This is a genomic window from Yoonia sp. F2084L, from assembly GCF_023015625.1.
Classification (GTDB): domain Bacteria; phylum Pseudomonadota; class Alphaproteobacteria; order Rhodobacterales; family Rhodobacteraceae; genus Yoonia.
The window spans coordinates 597,994-622,325 of record NZ_JALKAH010000001.1 but is presented as its reverse complement, the minus strand read 5'-3'; the positions used below and the strand labels follow the sequence as shown (position 1 = coordinate 622,325).

Here is a 24,332-nt window from a genome sequence, read left to right as displayed (position 1 = left end):
TTGTTTATGTTGGAGTGCTGGGCACCCTTATTTTAGGCCTTTTTGACCCTTTTTGTGTGGAAGGCCTGTTACTCTTCCACAGTGTCTTCTTCGTCTCCTTGGTCAGCAATCCACGCAACGCTGACAACTGTTTCGCCTTTGCCTGTATCAAAGACCTTTACGCCACCGGCCCCGCGTGAGCGGAAGGAAATTCCTTCGATCGGGACGCGGATAGACTGGCCGGTGGATGTCACCAGCATGATTTGATCTGACAATTCGACCGGGAAGGACGTCACCAGTGGTCCGCCGCGCATCGCCTTATCCATGGCAGCGACACCCATGCCGCCACGTCCCCGCACGGGATAGTCATGGCTGGACGACAGCTTACCAGAGCCTTTGGCCGAAATCGTCAGGATCAGGTTTTCTGCCGCCGACATTTCCGCATAGCGTTCTTGGCTGATCGCCCCGGCGGTAACGTCTTCATCGTCTTCATTCTCGGCTTCATCTGCGAGACCGGCCATCGCGCGGCGCATTTTCAGATAGGCGGCCCGTTCTTCGGCATCAGCCTTGAAGTGGCGAATGATCGACATGGAGACAACTTTATCGTTACCTTGCAGTCTGATCCCGCGCACACCAACCGAACTGCGCGAATTGAACACGCGCACGTCGGTCGCAGGGAAGCGGATTGCGCGGCCTGAGTCCGTGACCAACATCACATCGTCATCATTGGATGCGATCCGCGCATTGATCAGCGTTGTGTCGGCGTGTTCATCTTCAAACTTCATCGCAATCTTGCCATTTCGCATAACGTTGGCAAAATCTGACAGTTTGTTGCGGCGCACCGTGCCGGCAGAGGTCGCGAAGACCACTTGCAGGTCATCCCACTCTTCCTCGGGGCGGTCGACCGGCATGATGGCGGCAATGGAAACACCCTGCGGAATGGGCAGGATATTCACGATCGCCTTGCCTTTTGCCGTGCGGCTGCCCAGCGGCAGGCGCCATGTTTTCAGCTTATAGACCATTCCGTCAGTCGTGAAGAACAAAAGCGGCGTATGTGTATTGGCCACAAAGAGGGTGGTGACCACGTCCTCTTCTTTGGTCGCCATCGATGACAGCCCCTTACCACCACGCCGCTGCGCGCGGAAATCGGCAAGTGCGGTGCGTTTTATGTAGCCGCCAGAGGTCACGGTTACGACCATGTCCTCTTTTTCGATCAGGTCTTCGTCTTCCATGTCGCCGGACCAGTCGACAATCTCGGTGCGGCGGGGGACGGCGAAAAGGTCACGAACTTCTGTCAATTCATCGCGGATGATCTGCATGATGCGTTCGCGAGAAGACAGAATATCAAGATATTCCCGTATCTTGCCGGCCAATTCCTGCAGTTCGTCTGTGACCTCTTTCACACCAATCTGCGTCAGACGCTGCAAGCGCAACTCAAGGATCGCGCGCGCTTGGGCTTCGGACAGGTTATATGTGCCATCTTCATTGGCCGGATGGGTCGGATCGTCAATCAGCTTGATATATTCCAGGATCGCCTCGGCTGGCCAGCGGCGCGTCATCAGCTTTTCGCGCGCGGTTGCTGCATCGGCGGACGACCGGATCGTGGCGACCACTTCGTCGATATTCGTGACGGCGACAGCCAGACCACACAAAAGATGCGACCGCTCGCGCGCTTTGCGCAGTTCAAACGCGGTGCGGCGGGCGACAACCTCTTCGCGGAAGTCTACAAATGCGGTCAGGAAAGCGCGCAATGTCAGCTGTTCGGGCTTGCCGCCGTTCAGCGCCAGCATGTTACAGCCAAAATAGGTTTGCATCGGGGTAAAGCGGAAAAGTTGGTTCAGAACCACCTCAGCCGTCGCATCACGCTTGAGTTCAACGACGACACGCACACCATTGCGGTCGGATTCGTCCTGCACATGGGCGATGCCATCGATCTTCTTATCGCGCGCGGCCTCAGCGATCTTGTCGATCATCGCGGCCTTATTCACCTGATAGGGAATCTCATTGATTACAATCGCATAGCGATCCTTGCGGATTTCCTCGACGGCCGTTTTCGCACGGACGATGACGGAACCGCGTCCTTCAAGATAAGCCTTGCGCGCACCAGAGCGGCCCAGAATGATCCCGCCAGTGGGGAAATCGGGGGCAGGGATGTATTCGATCAGCTCTTCAATCGACATATCGGGGCTGTCGATCAGGGCCAGCGTGGCATCCACAACTTCGCCCAGATTATGCGGTGGAATGTTGGTGGCCATACCCACCGCAATACCGCCAGCGCCATTAACCAGCATATTGGGATAGCGGGCAGGCAGAACCGTGGGTTCGCGGTCCTTGCCGTCGTAGTTATCCTGAAAATCAACGGTGTCTTTGTCGATGTCGGCCAGCAGATAAACCGCAGGCTGGTCCATGCGAACCTCGGTGTAACGGTAGGCCGCAGCACGGTCGCCGTCCATGGACCCAAAGTTGCCCTGACCATCCAGCAGCACCAGCGACATGGAAAAATCCTGCGCCATGCGCACCAAAGCGTCATAAATCGCGCTATCGCCATGAGGGTGATACTTACCCATCGTTTCGGCCACAGGGCGCGAGGATTTGCGGTAAGGTTTGTCCGGTGTGTTGTTCGTGCCATGCATCGCATAGAGAATGCGGCGGTGCACCGGTTTCAGCCCATCACGCAGGTCGGGAATGGCGCGCGACACGATGACGCTCATTGCGTAATCAAGGTAGCTGGTTTTCAGCTCGTGTTCGATTGTAACGGAAGGGCCGTCATACGCAGGGCGCATTGGCGGCATTTCTTCATCGTTTTCAGGTGTTTCTGGGGTGTCGCTCACGTGATCCGCCTGTTGAATTCTTGACTGCTATATTTGGTTGTAAACACTCTATCAGACACTTGATGTAGGGTGCAACGATGGATGCAGAGCCACGTTAGCAGCCAATGATATACATTGCTAATATACTGTTTTTGTTGACATAAAATAAGACAATGTAATCATGGGTGACAGTATCGCAGCAGTGAAAGAGAAACGATGCAATCAGAAACCGAATTGATGCTGAAAGGCTATGGGTTGACCACCGCGGAAATGTTTTACCACATGCCAGATTATCCACATGTGCTGAATACCTTTGTCTGGCAAGATTACGACCTTGCGCCTGATCACGATAAGCTTTTGAATTTTATAAGCTTTTGGCGCGAAGAGTTAGACGGTCCGCTGCATTCGGTGCGCTTTGTGCACCGCAAGATGATCAGCCCCGGCGAATGGCGCAATGTGACAGGCGAATTTAACTACAATTAGGCACCGACTTCCGCTTACCGTGCGCGCTTGATCATACCAAACAGATCACGCGGATCATCAGGGTCCGCGATCAGGTCGAGGTCGATGTAAAACGGTGTCTCTTTGATCTTTTGGTGCACATAGCGCAGCGCGCTGAAATCCTCGATCGCAAAGCCGACACCATCAAACAGGGTGACTTCACTGGCTGACTGACGCCCGGTCTGCGCGCCTGTGATGACCTGCCACAGCTCTGTCACCGGGTGATCCTCTGGCATCTGCTGAATTTCCCCTTCGATCCGGGTTTGCGGCGGGTATTCGACGAAAACCGATGAACGTGCGACGATATCGCGGTGCAACTCGGTCTTGCCCGGACAGTCGCCGCCAATCGCGTTGATGTGGACGCCAGCACCGACCATGTTGTCGGTTAGGATCGTTTGCATGTCTTTGTCAGCAGTGGCGACGGTGATCACATCTGCACCCTCAATCGCCTCTTCCGGCGTGCTGCATGGGGTGATCTGAAAGCCCAATCCTGCAAGGTTCTTCATGCATTTTTCGGTCGCGGCACTGTCGATGTCATAAAGGCGGATGTTTTCAATTCCGCAGACGGCTTTGATCGCCAGACACTGGAATTCCGACTGTGCGCCATTGCCAATCATTGCCATCGTTTTGGCGTCAGGCGCGGCGAGATGCTTGGTTGCCACGGCTGACATCGCGCCTGTGCGCAGAGCGGTCAGGATAGTCATTTCGGAGAACAGGATCGGATAACCGCTGTCCACGTCAGACAGCACACCAAAAGCCGTGACCGTTTGCAGGCCCTCTTTCATGTTCTTGGGGTGGCCGTTGACGTATTTGAACCCGTAGAGTTCGCCGTCTGAGGTTGGCATCAACTCAATCACACCCACATCCGAATGACTGCCAACGCGGGGGGTTTTGTCGAACAATTCCCACCGCGTAAAGTCCGCTTCGATCTCGCGGGCCAAATCAGCCAGAAACGACTCAATCCCGATATGGTGTACCAGCCGCATCATGTTATCGACGCTGACGAACGGCACCATGGCCAGTTTGGATGCTTTCAGGCTCATTGCTTGTCCCTTGTTGGGCGGTCAAACACGCGGCGACCGAGGAGTGAGGCGGTCAGGTCGACCATGAGGTTCGCGGTCTTGCCGCGATCATCGAGGAAGGGGTTGAGTTCAACGAGGTCGAGAGAGGTGACCAGATCACTATCCGACAGGATCTCCATCACCAGATGCCCTTCGCGCACAGTCGCACCGCCAGGAACAGTTGTGCCAACGGCAGGGGCGATGGACGGGTCAAGGAAATCGACGTCGAGCGAGACGTGGAGCATACCGTCTTCAGCCTCAACACGGTCAAGGAAAGCTTTCAACGGGGCGCTGATGCCTTCTTCGTCAATCCGGCGCATATCAACCAGCATGACGTCGGCATCCGACAAGATCGCATGCTCTGCGGCATCCACGGAACGCAGGCCAATCATGCAGATATTCTGTGTGGCAACCTTGGCGGGCAGGGGTGGGAAGGCTTCAAACCCATCGCGTCCGGTGACATAACCCACCGGCGTGCCGTGCAAATTTCCGCTGTCGGTGGTGTCAGGTGTGTGGATATCACTATGCGCATCCAGCCAGAGGGCAAAGAAAGGACGCCCTTCCTTTTGCGCGTGAGCCGCCATTCCAGCAACGGTGCCCGCAGCCAGCGCATGATCGCCGCCCAGAAAGATCGGCATACCGCGTTTTGCGGTGTCTTGTGCAGCGGCCATCAGTGTATGTGCCCACCCAACGTTCTCAGCCAGCTTGTGCACGAGCGGGTTTGCGGGCTCAGCGACGGTGACATCCTTGGGCGCAAGGTTGCCCAAATCCTCAACCGTATGTCCCAGTTTGGTAATCGCCTCGGCGATCCCGGCGGTGCGGTAAGCGTCGGGGCCCATCAGGCAGCCTTGGCGGCGTTTGCCACAATCGACAGGTGCGCCCACGAGTATGCAGTGTTTTTGTGTCATGGGCGCAGTCTTGTGCAAAACAGGGGGTGGGTTAAGCCGTCAAATTGTGCAAAATGATCATGGATTGCCCGAAACGGATGATATTGATGGACGAATTGGACGGTCACTTGATCGCGGCGCTCAAACGCAATGGGCGCGCGTCATTGTCAGAACTTGCCGCGCAATTGGGCGTAACCCGAAGTACCGTGCGCGTACGCCTTGATAAACTGGTGCAAGGCGGCGAGATTGCAGGTTTCACTGTGCTTACGCGGTCAGACGTGCGGCCAGATGCGGTGCGCGGGCTGATGATGCTAGAGATTGCGGGGCGCGGTGCTGAAAAGACGATGAAGCAACTGCAACGCATGCCCGAAGTTCAAGCGGTTCATTCGACCAACGGCACGTGGGATTTGATAGCAGAGATCGGAACCAAAACGCTGGAACAGTTTGACCAGGTGTTGTTTGCGATCCGTCGGTTGGACGGCGTCACACGGTCCGAGACGAACTTGCTGTTGTCGACCCGGCGCTAAGACGTACGGCGATGATCCACCCGATCATCACACCAAAGGACGCTATCGCGTTCCAGCTGGCCATTGAGAGCGAAAACAGCTCCCAACTCACCTGATCGCACATCACTACACGCGGACCTGTGATCGTCAGCAGATCAGCGCCGCTAAGACCTTCAAGGCTGCTGCCACCTGTGCAACTGCTTGGACCTTCCCACCAACCACGCTCAACGCCCGTGTGAAACACGCCAATGCCAGCGGTGGTAGCCGCCGCGATCGCGCCAAAGACGGGCAATAGCGGCCCTTTGATCCGCAGGGCCAAAAGGCCAATCAAAATCGCAGCAACATGCGGCCACCGCTGCCAAAGACACATCGCACATGGGGGATAGCCCAAGGCCTGAAACAGATAGGCCCCGGCCAAAAGTGCGGCAGACCCACCCGCAGACAGTGTGATCATCAAATTCCGGGTCATAACAATCCGATCATAGCAAATCCGCCGATAAGCAGCACGCAAAACATTATGAACATCAAGCCAAGCCGCTTTTCAATGAAATCGCGTATTGGTGCGCCGAATTTCCACAGCAACGCCGCGACAAGGAAAAACCGCAGCGCCCGCGCAAAAATGGACGAGATGATAAACACCGATAACGGCAGGCCGGTTACGCCCGAGGCTATCGTAATCACCTTGAACGGTAGGAAGGTCACGCCGGCCACCACCACGGCCCATGCGCCGTATTCGTTGAACACAGCTGACATCTCTTCGAAACTGTCCGCCTTGCCATAGACCTCAAGGATCGGCTGGCCGACTGTCTCCATCAGTGAAGCCCCGATATAATAACCCAAGAGTGCGCCCGCGACCGAGGCCACCGTTGCAACGCCTGCAATCAGGAATGCCCGTGTGGGCCGTGCGATAATCATCGGGATCATCAAAACATCTGGTGGGATCGGAAAGAACGACGATTCGACAAATGACACGATCGCCAGCGCCCACAAGGCGTGCGGCGATTGCGCCAGCGAAATGGTCCAGTCGTACAGCCTGCGTAACATGCTCTGCCTTCTTTGTTGGGGCTGCTTAGGCCATGTGATGCGCCCATGGTCAAGCTTGTGTTGCGGCCTGTTGCGCTTAAACTGAGGCAATATTTTGGTGAGGGCGAGACATGAAGTGGCAGGGCAGACGCGGCAGCAGCAATATCGAAGACCGGCGGCGGCGTGGCGGGACGCGCAAAGTAGGGGGTATCGGCGGCATCGCCGGTGTGCTGATCCTGCTGGCGGGACTATATTTTGGTGTCGATACCAGCCAATTCGTCGATCTGGGCAGCAGCGACGTCCAAAGCAGCCAATCAACCGAAGTGACCCCCGCGGACGAACGCGCGGCCCAGTTTGTATCCGTCACGCTGGCCGATACAGAAGAAGTCTGGGCCGATGTTTTCGCCCGTCAGGTGGGCGAGCCTTATCAGGCACCAACGCTGGTCTTGTTCAAAGGGCAAACGCGTTCGGCCTGTGGAGGTGCCTCTGCTGCGACGGGGCCGTTTTATTGTCCGCCAGAGCGTAAGGCGTTCCTTGATACTGAATTCTTCACCACGCTCGAAAACAGGCTTGGCGCTCGTGGAGATTTTGCTGCCGCCTATGTGGTCGCGCATGAAGTGGCGCACCATGTTCAAAACGAATTGGGTATTCTGGGTCAGGTCAATCAGCTTCGCGCGCAAATGAGCGAAGCAGATAGCAATGCAATGTCGGTACGGGTTGAACTACAGGCCGATTGCTTTGCGGGCATTTGGGCCCGTGGGGCGCAGCAAAAGTTTGGCAGCCTTGAACAAGGTGATGTCGCAGAGGCGATGAACGCTGCAGCACAGATCGGCGACGACACCCTACAACGCAACGCCGGTCAGCGCGTGCAACCACATACATTCACCCATGGCACAAGCGAGCAACGACAGCGTTGGTTCCGCCGCGGATTGGAAAGCGGCAACCTTGCTGATTGCGATACGTTTTCAACGAACCGTTTGTAGTAAATCGCGATTGACGCGCCCGGGGTTGCACAGTAACAGATGCGCTGTTGCCGATGTGGCGGAATGGTAGACGCAGGGGATTCAAAATCCCCCGATAGCAATATCGTGAGAGTTCGAGTCTCTCCATCGGCACCAAAGGTTTGCGCTTCAAACCTTTCGCACAGTCCTCAGAAAAACCGCGATATATGTCCCGTCCAGTCACCAAATGGGCGGCATTTGGCCTCATTGCGGTGCGATCACAATGAAAGCAAAGCAAAAGGTGTATATAAAGCAGCTTTCCGCTTGCAAAATAATGCACTGCTTGAAAAACACGCGCTACTGTGGAGTGAAATCCGTTTTTCCGTTCGATATGCGGCCTGTATGGGCAAATCATCGCAAGTTTAACGCGGATATATGATAAGGCTATGGGCAGTCGTTTGGGTAAATAGTGCTACCGGGTGCAAGACCGCGGTGAGAGTTGGAAAGAAGCGTTGCCAAAGAGACAGCTAACAAATGCGCAAAACGAAAATCAGCCCCAAAAGGCTGACCATAAGCGCGCGGCAGTGCTTAGCCTGATTGGGGCGGATGTTGATTTCATCACCATCGACGGTGATGACCCGGATGCAGGGCACGTCAGTTTTGCAAATGGCGACAAACTGGCGTTGTCCGACATTGACAGCGTTGTCCCGTGCTTTACGCCCGGCACCCGGATTGCGACCCCAAACGGCGAAGTTGCCGTTGAAAAGCTGAAGGTCGGGGACCGTGTTCTGACCCGCGATAATGGTATTCAACCAATCTCATGGATCGCGCAAAAGCGTCTGGACCACACCCAATTGAAAGCCGTGCCACAACTGCGGCCGATCCTGATTAAGGCACGCGCCATCGGTGACGGGCTGCCAGAGCGCGATATGCTTGTCTCGCCCAGCCACCGGATGCTGATCGTTTCAAACTACGCAGAACTGTACTTTGGGCAATCCGAGGTGCTGATCAGCGCCAAGCATATGCTGGCGATGGACGGGGTTGAGTTATCCAATCAACCCTACATCACCTACATCCATTTCATGTGCGCCAATCACGAAATTGTTCTGGCCGATGGCGCCTGGAGTGAAAGCTTTCAACCTGCGGACTTCAACCTCAAGGGATTTGATGCCGATCAGCGCGAAGAGTTGTTTCAACTGTTCCCGGACCTTGAAACGCCCGAGGGTGTAGCCGCTTATGGTGCCGCGCGGCAAACCCTGAACAAGCGTGAAGCAAAGCTTCTTTTCACGGGTTAGACTTGCGCCAGGCCGCCCAGTCTTCTGGTGTATCAAGGTCAAATCGTGCGCGTTGACCCGGCAGTTTATGCAGATAGGTCCTGTGGTGTAACGGTTTGACAAGGTCTTCGCCGCCGCCATCACCTTGTAGTTCAGCAAAAGCGGCCCTGAGGCTGGCATCGAAAATAATCGGATGACCCGGTTTACCCTCTGCCGTGGCACCCCGCCAAATGACGTGATCAGGATGCGCGTCACGTGCGTTGAAAATGGCAATCATGTCGGCCGGTTCCAAGGTAACAAGATCAGCCAGAACCACCATGAACGCCGGTGCCTGCGGCAGTTGTGCGACCGCGCCGCGCATCGTGCCGGACATACCCTCAGCCGCCTCGGGAACGGACAGAAGCGTCGCAGGCAGGTCTGCAATCACGCGGGCGCGCGGATGTCTTGCATCGGGCAAGGCGACATAGACCGGATGGCCGGTAGCGGCGGCCAGACGGGTTTGGCGATGCAGCAAAGGCTCACCTCCGATAACCTCAAGCAGCTTATCCCGCCCACCCATGCGCGATGATTGACCTGCGGCAAGGATCAGGATGGGGATCATCCGCGCATCGCAGTGCCATCTGGATCAATCAGTGGCGTTGTGATGCGTTTGGCTTTGCGCAGTTGCCCCATGATCTCAATCTCGGCTTCCAGATCATCAGTGGCCAAAGCCCGCGGCACCAGCGCCAGTGCAATGGATTTGCCCGCGTGGTGCGAATATCCACCGGACGTGCAAAACCCCTGCACGGTGCCGTCGATGAAAACGGGCTCATAAGCGACCACATCGGCGTCATCCGCATCCACCTCGAACACCACGGACGTGCGGGCAGGGGGATTGGTTCGCTCCGCCTCAGCCATGGCACGGCCGATGAAATCGGTGTTTTTCTTGAAGCTGATAAAGCGGTCCATACCGGTTTCGGCGGCCGTGTAATCAGGCGAAAACTCTGATAGCCACGACCCGAAAAACCGATCCAGCCGCAGTGACATCATCGCCCGCATCCCAAAGGGTGTAATCCCACTCGGCTGCCCCGCTTGCCACAACGTCCACCACAATTGCCGCTGGTCCATCGGGTCGCAGTAAATCTCATAGCCTAGATCGCCGGTGTAGCTGACGCGCTGCACGATGCAGGCAACCTGACCGATGGTCATGCGGCGCACGTCCATGAACCTGATGCCCACAACATCATCACGCGTGCAAGCAGCCAGCAAATCGCGCGCCTTCGGTCCCGCAATCTGAAACCCGGTCCGCCGGTCCGAGATGTTTTCGACATGTGCATCAGCGCTCGCGTTTTGGATGAACCAGCGATGATGGATGTCCTGCGCACCATAACTTGCCGTGATCTGGAAGTCCGTTTCAGACAGGCAGGACACAGTGAAATCCCCCCAAAGCCGCCCCTTGGGCGACAACATCGGCGTCAGTGACATGCGCCCCGGCTGCGGAATGCGCCCTGCCATAATGCGGTCAAGCCATGCGCGCGCACCCGTGCCGGTGACGCTGAATTTGCCAAAGTTTTGCACCTCATTAATGCCCACGCCATTGCGCACGGCCTTCACCTCGCGCGCGGTGGCAGCGAATGCATCAGAACGGCGGAAGGTGGGTGTTTCATAACCCGGCTCATCGCCTTGGGTGAAGTAATTAGCGACTTCCAGCCCAAATTGATGCCCCCAAACAGCCCCCAGATCGCTAAAGATATCATACATCGGGGTGGTGCGATGGGGGCGGGCGGCAGGCAGTTCCTCATTCGGGTAGCTGACGGAAAAGCGGTTCTGGTAATTCTCTATCACCTTGGGCCGGGTGTAGCCGGGCGTAATCCACTTGCCATAGCGGCCCACATCCATCGCGGTCACATCACGCTCGCATTCGCCCGTCGTCATCCATTGCGCCAGCATCAGGCCAACGCCGCCCCCTTGGCTGAAGCCCGCCATGACACCACAGGCGGACCAATAGTTGCGTAAGCCCGGAACCGGACCGACCAGAGGGTTGCCATCGGGCGCAAACGTGAAGGGGCCATGGATCACGGATTTGACACCCGCACGTTCCAAAACAGGAAAGCGTTTATAGGCAAATTCAATGGAATCGGTGATCTTATCCAGATTGTCAGGCAGCAGCTCATGCCCGAAATCCCACGGTGTGCCGTCCACCGCCCAAGGCTTGCATGGCTGTTCGTAAAATCCGATGCACAACCCGCGCCCTTCTTGGCGCAGATAGCTTTCGCCAGCGGGGTCCATGACATGCGGATGCTCGGCGTCACGCTCGTAAATCTCGGGCAGGTCATCGGTGACGATATACTGGTGCTCCATCGGATGCAGCGGGACGTAAGAGCCCGCCATCGCCGCCACTTCGCGCGCCCAAAGGCCAGCCGCATTCACGACGTGTTCAGCGTGGATCGTGCCCTTATCAGTCACCACATCCCACGTCCCATCGGCGCGCTGGTTCGTCTCGATCACCTTCGTGTGCAGTTCAATGGTGGCACCGCCCATGCGCGCGGCCTTGGCATAAGCGTGCGTCGTGCCGGACGGGTCCAGATGCCCGTCCAGCGGGTCATAAAGTCCGCCGACAATCCCATCGAGGTTCGTAATCGGCGCGATCTTTGCAATCTCTTCGGGGCCAACGATCTCGGTCTCAAGTCCCATATAACGGTGCTTGGCCCGTTCGGCGACCAGCATATCGAACCGGTCCTGATTGTCCGCCAAGGTCACGCCGCCCACGTGGTGTAGCCCACAAGACATGCCGGTGATCTCTTCCAGCTCGCGGTACAGCTTGATGGTATAGCCCTGCAAAGCGGCCATATTCGTATCGCCATTCAGCGTATGAAACCCGCCCGCCGCGTGCCATGTGGACCCCGATGTCAGTTCTGACCGTTCCACCAACATCACGTCAGACCAACCCAGCTTGGTCAGGTGATACAGCACCGATGCGCCTACGACACCGCCTCCGATAATTACGACTTGGCTGGTGGTTTTCATGGGTGCTCTCCTGTCTTGGCCTACGGTCACTATGGCGCGGAAAAACCGGCAAGCGGTTCAGAATACGACATGACATGTCGGTGAATGGCGATCACATCGCTGCACCATTGCAGACGGTGAAGGCGTCATCAAACGAAAGGTTTTGCCAGATGCGCACCCATGCCCAAGCCGTCGTGATTGGAGGCGGCGTGATCGGCTGTTCCATCCTCTACCATCTGGCGAAACTGGGGTGGACGGATGTAGTTCTGCTGGAAAGGGACGAACTGACATCCGGGTCCACATGGCATGCGGCGGCCAATATCCACGGGCTGCATGACAGCACGAACATCAGCCGCATTCAGCACTATACGATGAACCTTTACAACGCACTGGAAGAGGAAACGGGGCAATCCTGCGGGGTGTTTCAGCCCGGTTCGCTTTATCTCGCGCAAACCGAAGAGCGCGAGCATCAGCTACGGTTGCAGGCTGCAAAGGCCAAGTTTTACGGGATGAACTTCTATGAGGTAGACCGGGCTGAGGCTGAACGCCTGCATCCTTTGGTCGATTATGACGGCATTCGCTGCATTATGTATGAACCCGATGGCGGCAATGTGGACCCATCAGGCGTGACCAACGCCTATGCGATTGGCGCACGGCAGCGTGGCGCTGAAATCTACCGCTTTACCCCGGTCACAGCGACGGTGCCGCAGCCTGACGGCACTTGGATCGTTGAGACGCCGAAGGGGAACATCAAGACCGAATGGGTCATCAATGCCGCAGGGCTTTGGGGGCGCGAGGTGGCAAAGTTGGCGGGCATCGCATTGCCGCTTTTGCCGACCGAACACCAGTATTTCGTCACCGAAACCATTGCAGAGATCGCAGCGATGGACCGCCGCTTGCCTTCGATCGCAGACCGCGACGGCGAATACTACCTGCGCCAAGAGGGGCAGGGGCTGCTGGTGGGTGCCTACGAAAAAGACGTCCGCTTCTGGGCCGAAGATGGCACACCACAAGGTTTTGGACACGAGCTGTTCGCCGATGATCTGGAACGGATCGAAGACAACATGATGCGCGCGATTGACCGGGTGCCCGCAGTGGGCGAGGCGGGGATCAAGCGGGTCATCAACGGTCCGATGATCTGGTCACCTGACAGCAATGTCCTCTACGGCCCGCACCCGGATTTGCGCAACTACTTCTGCTGCAACGGAATCATTCCCGGCTTCAGCCAATCGGGCGGCATGGGCCTGATGGCCGCGCAATGGATCATCAACGGCGAAAGCGACTACGATATGTTCGCATGGGACGTGGCGCGCTTTGGCCCGTGGGCGGATGCGAAATTTACCAGGGCGCGCGTGGGCGACCAATATGCCAAACGCTTCGCGATCCACTTTCCCAATGAAGAGCGGGCTGCGGGGCGACCGGTGCGCACACGACCAATCTATGACCTGCAAAAAAGCATGGGCGCTGTTTTTGGCATGAACTACGGATGGGAGCATCCGCTTTGGTTTGCTGATCGCCCCGGCATCGAAGACACCAATGGTTTCACCCGCCAAAACTGGTTCGAACCGGTCGGGCAAGAGGCGAAGATGCTGCGCCAAACCGCTGGTATCATTGATATTTCCAACTTTGCGAAATACGTCGTGCACGGTCCCGGTGCCGCCGACTGGCTGAACGCGGTTTTCGCCAACAACATGCCAAAAGCGGTTGGACGGTCTTGCCTGACACCGCTGATCGGCGTGAATGGCGGCATTGCAGGCGACTTTACCGTAACCCGACTGGCCGAGGATGAATTCATGATCATCGGGGGCGGTGCGGCGGAACGTTATCACCAGCGTTTCTGGAAAGAAGTGCCGTTGCCCGAAGGCACCACATTCGAAAGCCGCACCGATACGATGTGCGGCTTCAACGTGGCCGGGCCGCAATCGCGGGCGCTGCTGGCGCGGCTGACAAATGCGGATCTGAGCACCGAGGCGTTCCCCTTCATGCGCTCACAGCGCATCACAGTTGCTGGTGTGGAAGTAGTGGCCCTGCGTGTCTCCTTCACAGGCGATCTGGGGTGGGAACTGCATTGCGAAGAAGCGGATCAGCTGCGGCTGTACGAAGCCTTGCTGGAGGCAGGCAAAGCGGTCGATGCAGGCCCTGTCGGGTCGCGCGCGCTGATGTCGCTGCGCATCGAAAAGGGGTACGGCAGTTGGGGCCGTGAGTATTCGCCCGAATACTGGCCGCAAGAGGTTGGATTGGATCGCCTGATCAAGCTGGAGAAGGATTTCCTGAATAAAGACGGTTACCTAAAGATCAAAGATAATCCTGCAAGGGAGGTCTTGTCGTTGATTGAGGTGCTGGAAATTGATCAAGCCGACGCAACCGGCGGCGAACCCATTTTCCTACCCGATGGCACGCCCGTCGGACGGGTTACATCCGGTACCTACGGCTATAGCGTCGAAAAATCACTTGCCCTTGGCTACCTCAAAGGCATAGCCCCGGGAACCGCCGTCGATGTCATGATCCTAGGCCAACCACATCGCGGTGTGGTTCTGGCGGAGCCACCGTTTGACCCCGCCGGAACAAAGCTGCGCGCTTAAGGAATGATGCGCGTGTACTTGGTGCCTTCCAGTGTCGCGCCAAGGCGCAGGCCGGTCTGGCCAAAGACCACAGCAATCACCGGAGAGAGCGAGGTCGTCGTCTCGGCCCGCAGCATTTCACTACGTTCGCTGATCGCATATTCAATGTCGGCACCCGCAGCCCAGCCCGGAGATTGACGGAATTCCAACAATGCTTCGGGGGTCATAAAGAACAGCACGTGACTGAATTGCTGCGCACCGATCTGCAAGCCCGCACTGCCTGATGCCGCTGCATAGTAGTCAACCGTCGAAGGACCCACGCGCAACGCCCCACGCCCATATGATCCGCCAAGCCCAAGACCGACTTCGGTGATCAGTGGCATGACAAGCACGCCTGCGGACCGCGCGGCAAGGTCACGCGTGCCGGGAAACTGCGCGTGCATTTCGTTCAGCGTGCTATCGACACGCGCATCAATCGTGGCCGCGCCACCACCACCGATCCCATTGCCGCATGCTGCCAGTGACGTGGCTGCCAAAGCACCCAACGCAAAGCTGCGCCTTGAAAAACTCTTCATGATATATCCGCCTATTTGCCTGTGATAAGACGTTTGCCGCCTTTTATGGTGCAACTATAGGCCAGAGCATGCGCGCTGTCACGTAGGAAGGCTTCACAATCCGGCAACTCAAGCACCCAGGCTAGTCGCGACGTTTTTGCAAAAGCAGATAAGCCGCGTTGGCGATGATCAACGCAATACCACCGAGCTCCAGAAACCAGTTCACGCGAACACTCCCGATTTGTGATCCTATCAAACGGTCGAAATGGTGAAAGCCCGCAGCCCGGATCACAACAAATGCAAGCAAGAAGCCAAGCCCAGTCAAGGCCAACCAGATATAGCGAAGTTCGCGTCGCATCATCCACGATACGACAACCGCCAAAACAAAGCTGATACCCACAACTGCGAGTATGAAAACAAGCTGGATTGTGCGCCGCTGCTCATACCAGCCTTGCGCCTGCGAAAGGCAACGCCCCGTCGCGGTCAACGCCGATTGCAGATCAAGTTGCTTGTTGATTGCAAGAAGCAAAAGCAGGGTCGCAAGGATCAGCCAGAACGCGCGCTGCCGACCGGACTGGCGCGCAAAAAGGACCGCCGACAAAATCCCGGCAAAGAGATAGAAGAAAACGGTAAACCAGCCAACCAGCGTCGGGTCGCCGATCGTCGGAGACCAAGAGCCGGATACACAATCAGCAAGTGTGCTCATAACACCTCGCCTTGCCGATCAGCCATTCAAAACTCGCGCCGCAGCTGGCGCAAAATAGGTCAGGATGCCATCACAGCCGGCACGCTTAAACGCCAGCAGGCTTTCCATCATCACCTTTTCACCGTCCAGCCAGCCGTTTTGGGCAGCCGCCTGCAACATCGCGTATTCACCACTGACCTGATAGGCATAAGTAGGCACGCCAAAGGCGTCTTTGACGCGGCGGCATATATCCAGATACGGCATGCCCGGTTTGACCATGATCATATCAGCCCCTTCACGCAGGTCGCGTTCGACCAGGCGCAAGGCCTCGTCGCTATTGCCGGGGTCCATTTGATAGGTGTTCTTGTCGCCCGTCAGCGCCGATGAGGCCCCGACCGCATCGCGGAACGGGCCGTAAAAGCTGGAGGCATATTTCGCTGTGTAGCTCAGGATCGCGACGTTCTGATGCCCTTCGGCCTCAAGTGCGGTGCGGATCGCGCCAATGCGCCCGTCCATCATGTCAGAGGGTCCAAGGACATCAGCGCCCGCATCGGCCTGCGCCAGCGCCATCTTGACGAGTGCCGCAACAGTGCGGTCATTCACGATCTCGCCATTTTCGACAAATCCGTCGTGTCCGTTGATGTTGTAGGGGTCCAACGCGATATCGGTCATGACCGCGATATCGGGGGCTGCATCCTTGATCGCGCGGATCGCTTGGTTGGTCAGGTTGTTTGGGTCCCATGCCATTGCGCAATCCTCAGTCCGCGCCTCCATCCCGGTGTAGGGAAAGATGCAGATTGCAGGAATGCCAAGGGCTTGCGCTTCCTTTGCAGCCTTTGCGACACGATCAACAGTGCGGCGCACGACACCCGGCATTGACGCGACAGGGGTCTCATCGTCCTTGCCATCCATCACAAAGACCGGCCAGATCAGATCATCCACGGTCAGTGTGTTTTGTCGGGCTAAGGCACGCATTGCGGGGCTTTGGCGCATCCGGCGCAGACGCGTGGCGGGGAAAGGGGCAAGGGTCGGTTTCATCATAACAGGCCTTTTGAGGATAGATTTCTTGGTGACATGGATTTTGCGCCATCACAAGGCTGGGCAAGCCCGATCCGTCACGCTAGGTTCCGAACAAGAAAACAATCACCAATGGAATGAGCAGCTTGGACTGGACCGATGCAATAACGCGGCTTATCGCGCTGAATACGTTTACCAGCGTGTGGTACTGGCTCGCAGTCGTCGTCACATGGGCCGTGGCCAGCAACTGGTTGATTGGCGTGCCCTTCGATGTGCTTCTCCGGGCACGCAAATGCGCGCCGCAGCCATTGGCAGACCTAGAAGGGCTGGTTGATATCAATGTCCGGCGCATCGTTGCGACGAACGCCACCTTTGGTCTGGCGTTGACCGGTTTGATTGGGTTTGCGCTGACGGTGCTTGGCGTTCTCAGTTTTTTCTATCGGCTGGAGCTGGCGCAGGGCATTTTTATACTGGCCGCCCCGCTTACTTTGGTCGTCATTATCAATATGCGACTGGCGCATCAATTGCACGACGCGCCTTTGCACGGGGCAGACCTTGTGCGCAGGCTCTTTGTTGTCCGCGTCTGGACACAGGTGGTGGCAATGATTTCGCTGTTCTTCACCGCGATGTATGGCATGTATATGGCGATTTCCGCATCTGTGTTCTTCTAACCGGTTGACACCACATGCGCGCGGGGTAGGTCACCGGCATGTCTGATCCCAAACACCTGACAGTCAGCGGCGCGCCCGAAGGCTATGACGCCCAACTCATTCTGGCCGAGCTTGGCAAAGGCGCGCCCGTCATACATGTCGCCCGCGATGACAAACGTCTGGCGGCAATGCAGGCGGCTTTGACGTTCTTTGCACCGCAGACGCCTGTCTTTGTGTTTCCGGCGTGGGATTGTCTGCCTTATGATCGCGTTTCGCCCAACACAGATATCTCTGCGGCGCGCATGGCTACGCTGGCTGGTCTTGTGCATGGCATGCCAGAACAGTTCATTCTGTTGACATCCCTGTCTGCGGTAACACAGCGCGTGCCAGCCCGCAGTCTTTTGCGCGAAGCTGCGTTCAAGGCCGCTGTCGGCAACCGCATGGATGAAGAGGCGCTGCGTCATTTTCTGGTGCGCATGGGCTTTACGCAAAGCCCAACAGTGATGGAGCCGGGCGATTATGCGATCCGTGGCGGTATCATTGACATCTACCCGCCGGGGCAATCTGGTCCCGTTCGGCTGGATCTTTTTGGCGATGTACTTGATGGCGCGCGGCGCTTTGATCCGGCGACGCAGCGCACCACAGAGAAGCTGACCGAAGTGGAACTGGCGCCTGTGTCAGAGGTGATACTGGATGATGCCGCAATCACACGTTTCCGCCAGAATTACCGGCTTGAATTCGGGGCCGCCGGCACGGACGATCCGCTGTATGAGGCCGTCTCCGCTGGTCGCAAACATGCTGGCGTCGAGCATTGGTTGGGCTTCTTTCAGGACGATCTGGAAACGCTTTTTGATTACTTGCCCAATGCAACGGTCACTTTGGATGATCAGATGACCCCGATGCGTGTCGCACGCTGGGACAGCATCGCAGACCAATATGGCACCCGGATGCATGCTCTCTCTCAAAAGGGGCGTATGGACAGTGTCTACAAACCGGCCCCGGCACAGCTGCTTTATCTTGATGATGCCGCATGGGAAGCGGCGGTTGCGGACCGCCGCGTGATACAGCTCTCGCCACTCAAACAGGCCACTGGTGTCAACGTCATTGATGCAGGTGGACGTATCGGACGCAATTTCTCACCCGAGCGTCAGCAAGAACACATCAGCCTTTTCAGTGCTCTGGCGGACCATGTGACGGCAAAAATGGCCGATGGTCCGGTCGTGATTGCCTCATACTCTGAAGGGGCAAGAGAACGGCTTGAAGGGCTGATTGCGGACGAGGGGATCACTGAGACAGTCGCGATCAAGGATTTCAGCCGGATCGGAAAACGTGGCGTGCATCTTGCCGTTTGGGCGCTGGACCACGGGTTTGAAGCCCCCGGCCTGACGGTGATTTCAGAACAGGACGTGCTGGGTGACCGTCTGATCCGGCAGACCAAGCGCAAACGGCGCGCCGAAAACTTTCTCAGCGAGGCCAACAGCCTTAGCCCAGGTGATCTTGTGGTGCACGTTGATCATGGTGTAGGGCGCTACACTGGCATGGAAGTGGTGACTGCCTTGGGCGCTGCGCATGAATGCCTCCTGCTGGAATATGCAGAAGATTCAAAGCTTTACCTGCCTGTTGAGAATATCGAACTGCTGTCCAAATACGGGCATGAAACCGGGCTTTTGGATAAGCTGGGCGGCGGCGCATGGCAGGCGAAGAAAGCCAAACTTAAGGAACGCATCCGCCAGATTGCGGAACGCCTGATCCGGGTCGCCGCAGAGCGCGAATTGCGCACGGCACCTGCCTTGGACCCACCAGATGGGCTTTGGGATCAGTTTCTGGCGCGCTTTCCTTACGTTGAAACCGATGACCAACTTACTGCGATTGAGGATGTTCTGACCGATCTGGGGTCCGGCAAACCCATGGATCGTCTGATCTGTGGCGACGTGGGCTTTGGCAAGACCGAAGTGGCAATCCGGGCGGCGTTTGTTGCGGCGCTTAGCGGGGTTCAGGTGGCCATCATCGCGCCAACGACGCTTTTGGCGCGGCAACACTATCAAAGCTTCGCCGAGCGCTTTCGCGGCTTCCCGGTCAATGTGCGGCCACTGTCACGATTTGTATCTACGAAAGACGCCAACCTGACGCGTGACGGGATCACCAAAGGCACCGTTGATATCGTCGTTGGCACACATGCGCTGCTGGCGAAAGGCGTGCGTTTTAAGAACCTTGGCCTGTTAGTTATTGATGAAGAACAGAAATTTGGTGTTCAGCACAAAGAACGGCTGAAGCAATTACGCACTGATGTCCATGTGCTGACGCTGACGGCGACGCCGATCCCACGCACGTTGCAACTGTCGCTGTCCGGCGTCCGTGACCTGTCGATCATCGGCACGCCTCCGATCGACCGTCTTGCGATCCGCACCTATGTCAGCGAATTCGACACCATTACTGTGCGCGAGGCACTGTTGCGCGAACATTATCGCGGTGGCCAGTCATTCTTGGTCGTTCCACGCATTTCCGACATGGCCGAGATGGAAGATTTTCTCAAACGCGAAGTGCCGGAGGTAACGTTCATTTCCGCGACCGGGCAAATGGCAGCGGGTGAACTTGATGACCGGATGAACGCCTTTTATGACGGCAAATATGACGTGCTGCTGGCGACAACAATTGTAGAAAGCGGGCTGGATATTCCGACAGCCAATACAATGGTCGTCTGGCGCGCGGATATGTTCGGGCTCAGCCAGCTTTATCAGATCAGGGGCAGGGTGGGCCGGTCCAAGACCCGCGCCTATGCCTATCTGACGACGAAGCCACGCCAGAAACTGACCGATACTGCGCAGAAACGCCTGCGCGTGTTGGGATCAATTGATACACTGGGGGCGGGCTTTACGCTGGCCAGCCAGGACCTTGATATTCGCGGCGCGGGCAACCTGCTGGGCGAGGAACAATCGGGGCAAATGCGCGAGGTTGGCTACGAGTTGTACCAGCAAATGCTGGAAGATCAGATCGCCGCCATCCGGTCGGGTCAGGCCGAAGGCATTATTGATGACGGGCATTGGGCGCCGCAGATCAATCTGGGCGTGCCGGTTCTGATCCCCGATGATTACGTGCCTGATCTGGATGTGCGTTTGGGCCTCTACCGCCGCTTGTCTGAACTGACGACGAAGGTAGAGCTTGAAGGTTTTGCTGCCGAACTGATCGACCGCTTTGGCAAGCTGCCACGCGAAGTGAACACCCTGATGCTTGTTGTAAGGATCAAGGCGATGTGCAAACGCGCAGGCATTGCCAAGCTTGACGCCGGGCCCAAAGGGGCCACGATCCAATTCCACAACGATAAATTCGCCTCGCCCAAAGGGTTGGTCGACTTTATCGAGGCGCAAAAGGGACTTGCCAAGGTCAAGGATAACAAGATCGTCGTGCGCCGCGATTGGGCAAAGGAACGCGACAAGATCCAAGGTGCGTTCAACATCGCCCGCGATTTGGCGCAAAAGCTGGCGGAAGAAAAGAAGGCAAAGACGAGCTAGGCCTCGCCGGGGCGCTTGATCATTGTCGTCAACCACAAGGCCACCGACGCCATCATCAGCGTGCCAATCGCCATTGGCATCGGCGTGCCGTCAAATTGCAACGCTATAGGGACCGCGAGAATTACCGCGCCAATCGTCGCCACCGCTGCGATGACCGACGCGGCAAGGCCCGCGATATGGCCCATTTCCTCCATCCCCAGTGCGTTCAGGTTACCGATGGTCAGACCGGCCTGAAAGAAATTCGCCGTCACCCAAAGGACATATGCCGGAAAGCCAAGGCCCCATGGGCTTCCCGCGGCCAGGATAATAATCAGCAAAAGGGTGATGGCGATCTGCGCTGTGTACATCGCCTTGATGATCGCCCGCATCCCCAAACGCACGACCAGCCGCGCATTCAGAAACCCTGATGATGCCGCCACAATCGCGATACCGCCAAACCAAAGGTGAAAGACATCACCTTGACCATAAGTCACATCAAACACCTGTTGGGTGGCTGACAGAATACTGAAAAGCATGCCGAAGGTGAGCGTCTGGATCAGGATCGACAGGCGCGCCGTCGGATGCGAAAACATCTCGACCGTGGCACGCCACAAGGCGGCGACGCTGAGCGGACGGCGATTTTCCTCTGTCAGTGTTTCCGGCTGGCGTATCAAAAGCCAAACTGTTGTCAGTACCGTGAAGATCATGAAAGCGACAAAGATCGCAGGCCAACCGAATGCCGCGACGATATAGTAGCCGATCGTCGGGGCGAGTGCCGGAACCAACGCAAAGACAATCATTACAAATGACAGGATACGCGCCATTTCCGGCCCTGCATAAAGGTCGCGGATCAGCGCCATGGACACCACGCGCGGGCCTGCCGCCCCAAGACCCTGCACCAGCCGTGCCGCCAGCATGACCTCAAGTGTTTGGGCCTGCCATGCAACCACACAAGCGATGACATAAACGACCGCACCGCCAATCATCACCGACTTGCGCCCATAGGCATCTGACAGCGGCCCGGTAAAGAGCGTGCCAACCCCCATGCCCAACACAAAGCTGGTGATAATCAACTGCGCACGGTTCAGATCACCGGGCGTCAGAGCCTGCCCCATCTGGGGCAGGGCAGGCAGCATCGCGTCAATTGAAAAGGCCACCGTTGCGGCCACCATCGCCATCAGCGCAATAAATTCGCCTTGGCCCAGCGGTTTGGTTGTCATTCCGCCGCTGCGATCTGTTCCATGATGTCCTTGATCACGCCAACCCACATCTCAGGTGGTTGTGCGCCGGGTACTGCATGTTGTCCTGCGACAATGAATGTCGGGACCGAATTCACACCCATTTCGCGGCTATGCTTGTCGCGGGCGCGAATGTCGTCAGTGTCTGAATCAGAGGCGAGCAGCTTGGTGACCATCGCAGCGTCCATTTCGGCCGTATCAGCGATATCGGCCAGCACTTCGTGGTCGCCAATATCGCGCCCATCCATGAAATAGGCTTTGAACAGCAGATCAACGACGAAAGACTGGCGCTGCTCGATCCCGGCCCAATGGATCAGGCGGTGTGCATCAATAGTGTTTGGTGTCTTCTTGATCGCATCAAAGTTGATATGCGCGCCCGACTTCTCGGCACTTTCAACGACAGGGGCATAGGCTTTTACAGCACCCGCCTTGCCGCCAAACTTACCCTCAAGATAGGCGCGGCGGTCCATCCCCTCGGCGGGCATATCCGGGTTCAGCTGAAATGGGTGCCATTCGATCGTAAAGGGGTGATCGGGGAACTGTTCTAACGCCTTGTCCAGATTGGCTTTGCCGATATAGCACCACGGGCAGATCGGGTCAGAGATGATATCAAGCTTGACCATGTGCGGTCTCCCATTCGTTGCGCAATTGGCGGCGCAAAAGTTTGTTGTTGGCCCCGCGTGGAAGCGTGTCGCAGGCGATGAAAAGGCGCGGCATTTTGTAGGGTGCCAGCCGCTTCGCCAAGAAATTGCGTAGGTCCTCTTCGTCTATCACGTCTGTGGCCACGTAAAACCCCGCAATCACCCAAACATCCGTGCGGATTTGCACAGCGCAGGTTGCGGCTTCGGTCAGGGCAGGGTATGCGGTCAGCGCTTCTTCGACTTCAATGGGGCTGACGCGGTAGCCGCCTGCGTTCATCATGTCGTCGGCGCGACCAGCGTAGGTGATGGCCCCTACGTCGTCCATTTTGGCCAGATCACCCGTAATGAACCAATCGCCTTGATAGCGTGCAGCGGTTTCTTTTGATTGATCAAGATAGCCAAGCATAAGACCGGGATCATCCTTGTGGATCGCGATGTTACCGATTTCGCCACGCAAAACGGGACCGTCCGGTCCGAGAAGTGCAACCTTGCGACCCGGTTGGACAAATCCCGCAGCGTGTTTGGGAGTGGGCATCTGGGGCGATCCGGAAATAAAGGTCGAACATTCAGACATGCCGAAAGCCTCATAGACCACCGTACCCGTCTTTTGCTCCCACGTCGCGTGATCGTGCGGTGACATCTTCTCGCCCGCTGAAAGGCCATGGCGCAGGTGTGGCAAGGGCGGCATATCTGCGCGCAACAGCCTGCGATACACCCCCGGTGCGGCGGCGAAAAGCGTCGCTTTGAACCGCTCCATCAGGGCGGGCAATTGGTCCGCAGTGACATCTTGATCAGGGATCAAGGCGGTCGCGCCGATGGCCCATGGGTCCAGCAATCCGGTCCCCAACGTATAGGTCCAGTTGAACGCGCCTGCATGCATCAGCCGGTCATTTTCCCGCAAACCGTACCAGCCATCCCACATCATCCGGCGCGCCCAGATCGCACGATGCGCGTGGACCACAGGGGTGGGTCGCCCGCTCGTGCCAGAGGTGTAGATGATATAGGCGGGGCGGTTCGGGTCACCGTAGGCGAAATCGGCCTGAGGCAATGTCCAGAACCCGCGCAAAGCTGCCAAAGGTAGTGTACTGCGGGGCGTTTGCGGTGCCCCAGCTGCCCGGATTTCCAACGCAGGTTGGATTGTGTTTACGACGTCTAAGTATTCGCGTTCAGACAGCATATTCGATAATGAAACAGGGATGATTCCAGCCGCGATAGCCCCCAGAAAAGCGATCGGAAACTCTGGCGTATTCCCAAGCTGCAAGACAACCCGCTCACCCGGTTTCACCAAAGAAAGCAAACCGGTGGCAGTGCCAAGAACAGCGCGTTTCAGAAACCGATAATCGAAGCTGTCACTGCCGCCCCCGGCTTCCATAATATGAAGCGCCGTTTTGTCACTCAACCCATCCGCATGAGTCAACAAATACGCCGCCATATTGAAATCATCAGGGGCAGGGGGAAACGCGTCTGATTGTACAAGTGACAACATGGTCCATCGCTAGCGCCGCACCGGTCCGGTTGCAAGATCGCAGGC

At 57.1% G+C, this 24,332-nt stretch carries 20 protein-coding genes and 1 tRNA gene; 8 read left to right on the top strand and 13 right to left on the bottom strand.

Going from position 1 to position 24,332, the window contains the following annotated elements; translation table 11 throughout:
• Positions 1-68: 68 nt before the first annotated feature.
• On the bottom strand, positions 69-2,810 hold the full coding sequence (gyrA, locus tag MWU60_RS03020) for a DNA gyrase subunit A (protein ID WP_247225565.1): 2,742 nt from the start codon (positions 2,808-2,810) through the stop codon (positions 69-71).
• Between the two features lie 195 nt (positions 2,811-3,005).
• On the opposite strand from gyrA, the gene MWU60_RS03015 reads away from it, so the two are divergent.
• The gene (locus MWU60_RS03015; protein WP_247225564.1) at positions 3,006-3,272 is read left to right on the top strand and encodes an usg protein; all 267 of its coding nucleotides are present in this window, start codon (positions 3,006-3,008) and stop codon (positions 3,270-3,272) included.
• Between the two features lie 14 nt (positions 3,273-3,286).
• Here the strand turns inward: MWU60_RS03015 and MWU60_RS03010 are convergent, their stop codons facing one another.
• Positions 3,287-4,333, bottom strand: coding sequence for an ornithine cyclodeaminase (locus MWU60_RS03010; RefSeq protein ID WP_247225563.1), 1,047 nt, complete (start codon positions 4,331-4,333; stop codon positions 3,287-3,289).
• Positions 4,330-5,259, bottom strand: coding sequence for an arginase (gene rocF / locus MWU60_RS03005; protein ID WP_247225562.1), 930 nt, complete (start codon positions 5,257-5,259; stop codon positions 4,330-4,332). Before rocF ends, MWU60_RS03010 begins: the two co-directional genes overlap by 4 nt.
• 86 nt (positions 5,260-5,345) lie before the next feature.
• Between rocF and MWU60_RS03000 the strand changes: the two genes are divergently transcribed.
• The gene (locus tag MWU60_RS03000; RefSeq protein WP_247225561.1) at positions 5,346-5,765 is read left to right on the top strand and encodes an Lrp/AsnC family transcriptional regulator; all 420 of its coding nucleotides are present in this window, start codon (positions 5,346-5,348) and stop codon (positions 5,763-5,765) included.
• Here MWU60_RS03000 and MWU60_RS02995 read toward each other — a convergent pair.
• Positions 5,722-6,213 (bottom strand): disulfide bond formation protein B, encoded by a 492-nt coding sequence (locus tag MWU60_RS02995; protein ID WP_247225560.1) that lies wholly within the window; start codon positions 6,211-6,213, stop codon positions 5,722-5,724. The two genes, MWU60_RS03000 and MWU60_RS02995, sit on opposite strands and share 44 nt — an antisense overlap.
• Positions 6,210-6,788, bottom strand: coding sequence for a YqaA family protein (locus MWU60_RS02990; protein WP_247225559.1), 579 nt, complete (start codon positions 6,786-6,788; stop codon positions 6,210-6,212). The genes MWU60_RS02995 and MWU60_RS02990 overlap by 4 nt, the downstream gene beginning before the upstream one ends.
• A gap of 110 nt (positions 6,789-6,898) precedes the next feature.
• Here MWU60_RS02990 and MWU60_RS02985 point away from each other — a divergent pair, with 110 nt between their 5' ends.
• From MWU60_RS02985 to MWU60_RS02975, 3 genes are all read left to right on the top strand, one after another.
• Positions 6,899-7,750 (top strand): neutral zinc metallopeptidase, encoded by an 852-nt coding sequence (locus MWU60_RS02985; RefSeq protein WP_247225558.1) that lies wholly within the window; start codon positions 6,899-6,901, stop codon positions 7,748-7,750.
• Between the two features lie 49 nt (positions 7,751-7,799).
• A tRNA-Leu gene (locus tag MWU60_RS02980) sits at positions 7,800-7,885 on the top strand.
• A 407-nt stretch (positions 7,886-8,292) separates the two neighbouring features.
• The gene (locus tag MWU60_RS02975) at positions 8,293-9,003 is read left to right on the top strand and encodes a Hint domain-containing protein (protein WP_247225557.1); all 711 of its coding nucleotides are present in this window, start codon (positions 8,293-8,295) and stop codon (positions 9,001-9,003) included.
• Here MWU60_RS02975 and MWU60_RS02970 read toward each other — a convergent pair.
• Both MWU60_RS02970 and MWU60_RS02965 read right to left on the bottom strand, forming a co-directional pair.
• A complete protein-coding gene (locus tag MWU60_RS02970; RefSeq protein WP_247225556.1) occupies positions 8,993-9,583 on the bottom strand; it encodes a nucleotidyltransferase family protein in 591 nt (196 codons plus the stop codon). The genes MWU60_RS02975 and MWU60_RS02970 overlap by 11 nt on opposite strands.
• A complete protein-coding gene (locus MWU60_RS02965) occupies positions 9,580-11,988 on the bottom strand; it encodes an FAD-dependent oxidoreductase (RefSeq protein WP_247225555.1) in 2,409 nt (802 codons plus the stop codon). Before MWU60_RS02965 ends, MWU60_RS02970 begins: the two co-directional genes overlap by 4 nt.
• Before the next feature lie 149 nt (positions 11,989-12,137).
• Between MWU60_RS02965 and MWU60_RS02960 the strand changes: the two genes are divergently transcribed.
• On the top strand, positions 12,138-14,549 hold the full coding sequence (locus MWU60_RS02960; RefSeq protein WP_247225554.1) for an FAD-dependent oxidoreductase: 2,412 nt from the start codon (positions 12,138-12,140) through the stop codon (positions 14,547-14,549).
• Here the strand turns inward: MWU60_RS02960 and MWU60_RS02955 are convergent.
• The 3 genes from MWU60_RS02955 to hemB all read right to left on the bottom strand — a co-directional run bounded on the left by MWU60_RS02955 (position 14,546) and on the right by hemB (position 16,805).
• Positions 14,546-15,103: a YSC84-related protein gene (locus MWU60_RS02955; RefSeq protein WP_247225553.1), complete on the bottom strand. Its 558-nt coding sequence runs from the start codon at positions 15,101-15,103 to the stop codon at positions 14,546-14,548. The genes MWU60_RS02960 and MWU60_RS02955 overlap by 4 nt on opposite strands.
• 121 nt (positions 15,104-15,224) lie before the next feature.
• Positions 15,225-15,788: an isopropylmalate isomerase gene (locus MWU60_RS02950; RefSeq protein ID WP_247225552.1), complete on the bottom strand. Its 564-nt coding sequence runs from the start codon at positions 15,786-15,788 to the stop codon at positions 15,225-15,227.
• A gap of 18 nt (positions 15,789-15,806) precedes the next feature.
• Positions 15,807-16,805, bottom strand: coding sequence for a porphobilinogen synthase (hemB, locus tag MWU60_RS02945; protein WP_247225551.1), 999 nt, complete (start codon positions 16,803-16,805; stop codon positions 15,807-15,809).
• A gap of 116 nt (positions 16,806-16,921) precedes the next feature.
• Here hemB and MWU60_RS02940 point away from each other — a divergent pair, with 116 nt between their 5' ends.
• Complete coding sequence (locus MWU60_RS02940) at positions 16,922-17,455, top strand: hypothetical protein (RefSeq protein ID WP_247225550.1); 534 nt, start codon at positions 16,922-16,924, stop codon at positions 17,453-17,455.
• Positions 17,456-17,493: 38 nt separating this feature from the next.
• Positions 17,494-20,943, top strand: coding sequence for a transcription-repair coupling factor (mfd, locus tag MWU60_RS02935; protein ID WP_247225549.1), 3,450 nt, complete (start codon positions 17,494-17,496; stop codon positions 20,941-20,943).
• Here mfd and MWU60_RS02930 read toward each other — a convergent pair.
• From MWU60_RS02930 to MWU60_RS02920, 3 genes are read right to left on the bottom strand one after another with little or no spacing between them, the layout of a single operon-like run.
• A complete protein-coding gene (locus tag MWU60_RS02930) occupies positions 20,940-22,142 on the bottom strand; it encodes a multidrug effflux MFS transporter (RefSeq protein WP_247225548.1) in 1,203 nt (400 codons plus the stop codon). The genes mfd and MWU60_RS02930 overlap by 4 nt on opposite strands.
• Complete coding sequence (locus MWU60_RS02925) at positions 22,139-22,783, bottom strand: DsbA family oxidoreductase (RefSeq protein WP_247225547.1); 645 nt, start codon at positions 22,781-22,783, stop codon at positions 22,139-22,141. The genes MWU60_RS02930 and MWU60_RS02925 overlap by 4 nt, the downstream gene beginning before the upstream one ends.
• The gene (locus tag MWU60_RS02920) at positions 22,770-24,287 is read right to left on the bottom strand and encodes a class I adenylate-forming enzyme family protein (RefSeq protein ID WP_247225546.1); all 1,518 of its coding nucleotides are present in this window, start codon (positions 24,285-24,287) and stop codon (positions 22,770-22,772) included. The genes MWU60_RS02925 and MWU60_RS02920 overlap by 14 nt, the downstream gene beginning before the upstream one ends.
• Positions 24,288-24,332 lie beyond the last annotated feature (45 nt).

Excerpts from the sequence above, each read along its gene's own strand:
- MWU60_RS03015 (WP_247225564.1), top strand. The coding sequence starts at position 3,006 with ATGCAATCAGAAACCGAATTGATGCTGAAAGGCTATGGGTTGACCACC.
- MWU60_RS03010 (WP_247225563.1), bottom strand. The coding sequence starts at position 4,333 with ATGAGCCTGAAAGCATCCAAACTGGCCATGGTGCCGTTCGTCAGCGTC.
- rocF (WP_247225562.1), bottom strand. The coding sequence starts at position 5,259 with ATGACACAAAAACACTGCATACTCGTGGGCGCACCTGTCGATTGTGGC.
- MWU60_RS03000 (WP_247225561.1), top strand. The coding sequence starts at position 5,346 with ATGGACGAATTGGACGGTCACTTGATCGCGGCGCTCAAACGCAATGGG.
- MWU60_RS02995 (WP_247225560.1), bottom strand. The coding sequence starts at position 6,213 with ATGACCCGGAATTTGATGATCACACTGTCTGCGGGTGGGTCTGCCGCA.
- MWU60_RS02990 (WP_247225559.1), bottom strand. The coding sequence starts at position 6,788 with ATGTTACGCAGGCTGTACGACTGGACCATTTCGCTGGCGCAATCGCCG.
- MWU60_RS02985 (WP_247225558.1), top strand. The coding sequence starts at position 6,899 with ATGAAGTGGCAGGGCAGACGCGGCAGCAGCAATATCGAAGACCGGCGG.
- MWU60_RS02970 (WP_247225556.1), bottom strand. The coding sequence starts at position 9,583 with ATGATCCCCATCCTGATCCTTGCCGCAGGTCAATCATCGCGCATGGGT.
- MWU60_RS02965 (WP_247225555.1), bottom strand. The coding sequence starts at position 11,988 with ATGAAAACCACCAGCCAAGTCGTAATTATCGGAGGCGGTGTCGTAGGC.
- MWU60_RS02960 (WP_247225554.1), top strand. The coding sequence starts at position 12,138 with ATGCGCACCCATGCCCAAGCCGTCGTGATTGGAGGCGGCGTGATCGGC.
- MWU60_RS02955 (WP_247225553.1), bottom strand. The coding sequence starts at position 15,103 with ATGAAGAGTTTTTCAAGGCGCAGCTTTGCGTTGGGTGCTTTGGCAGCC.
- MWU60_RS02950 (WP_247225552.1), bottom strand. The coding sequence starts at position 15,788 with ATGAGCACACTTGCTGATTGTGTATCCGGCTCTTGGTCTCCGACGATC.
- hemB (WP_247225551.1), bottom strand. The coding sequence starts at position 16,805 with ATGAAACCGACCCTTGCCCCTTTCCCCGCCACGCGTCTGCGCCGGATG.
- MWU60_RS02940 (WP_247225550.1), top strand. The coding sequence starts at position 16,922 with ATGAGCAGCTTGGACTGGACCGATGCAATAACGCGGCTTATCGCGCTG.
- mfd (WP_247225549.1), top strand. The coding sequence starts at position 17,494 with ATGTCTGATCCCAAACACCTGACAGTCAGCGGCGCGCCCGAAGGCTAT.
- MWU60_RS02930 (WP_247225548.1), bottom strand. The coding sequence starts at position 22,142 with ATGACAACCAAACCGCTGGGCCAAGGCGAATTTATTGCGCTGATGGCG.
- MWU60_RS02925 (WP_247225547.1), bottom strand. The coding sequence starts at position 22,783 with ATGGTCAAGCTTGATATCATCTCTGACCCGATCTGCCCGTGGTGCTAT.
- MWU60_RS02920 (WP_247225546.1), bottom strand. The coding sequence starts at position 24,287 with ATGTTGTCACTTGTACAATCAGACGCGTTTCCCCCTGCCCCTGATGAT.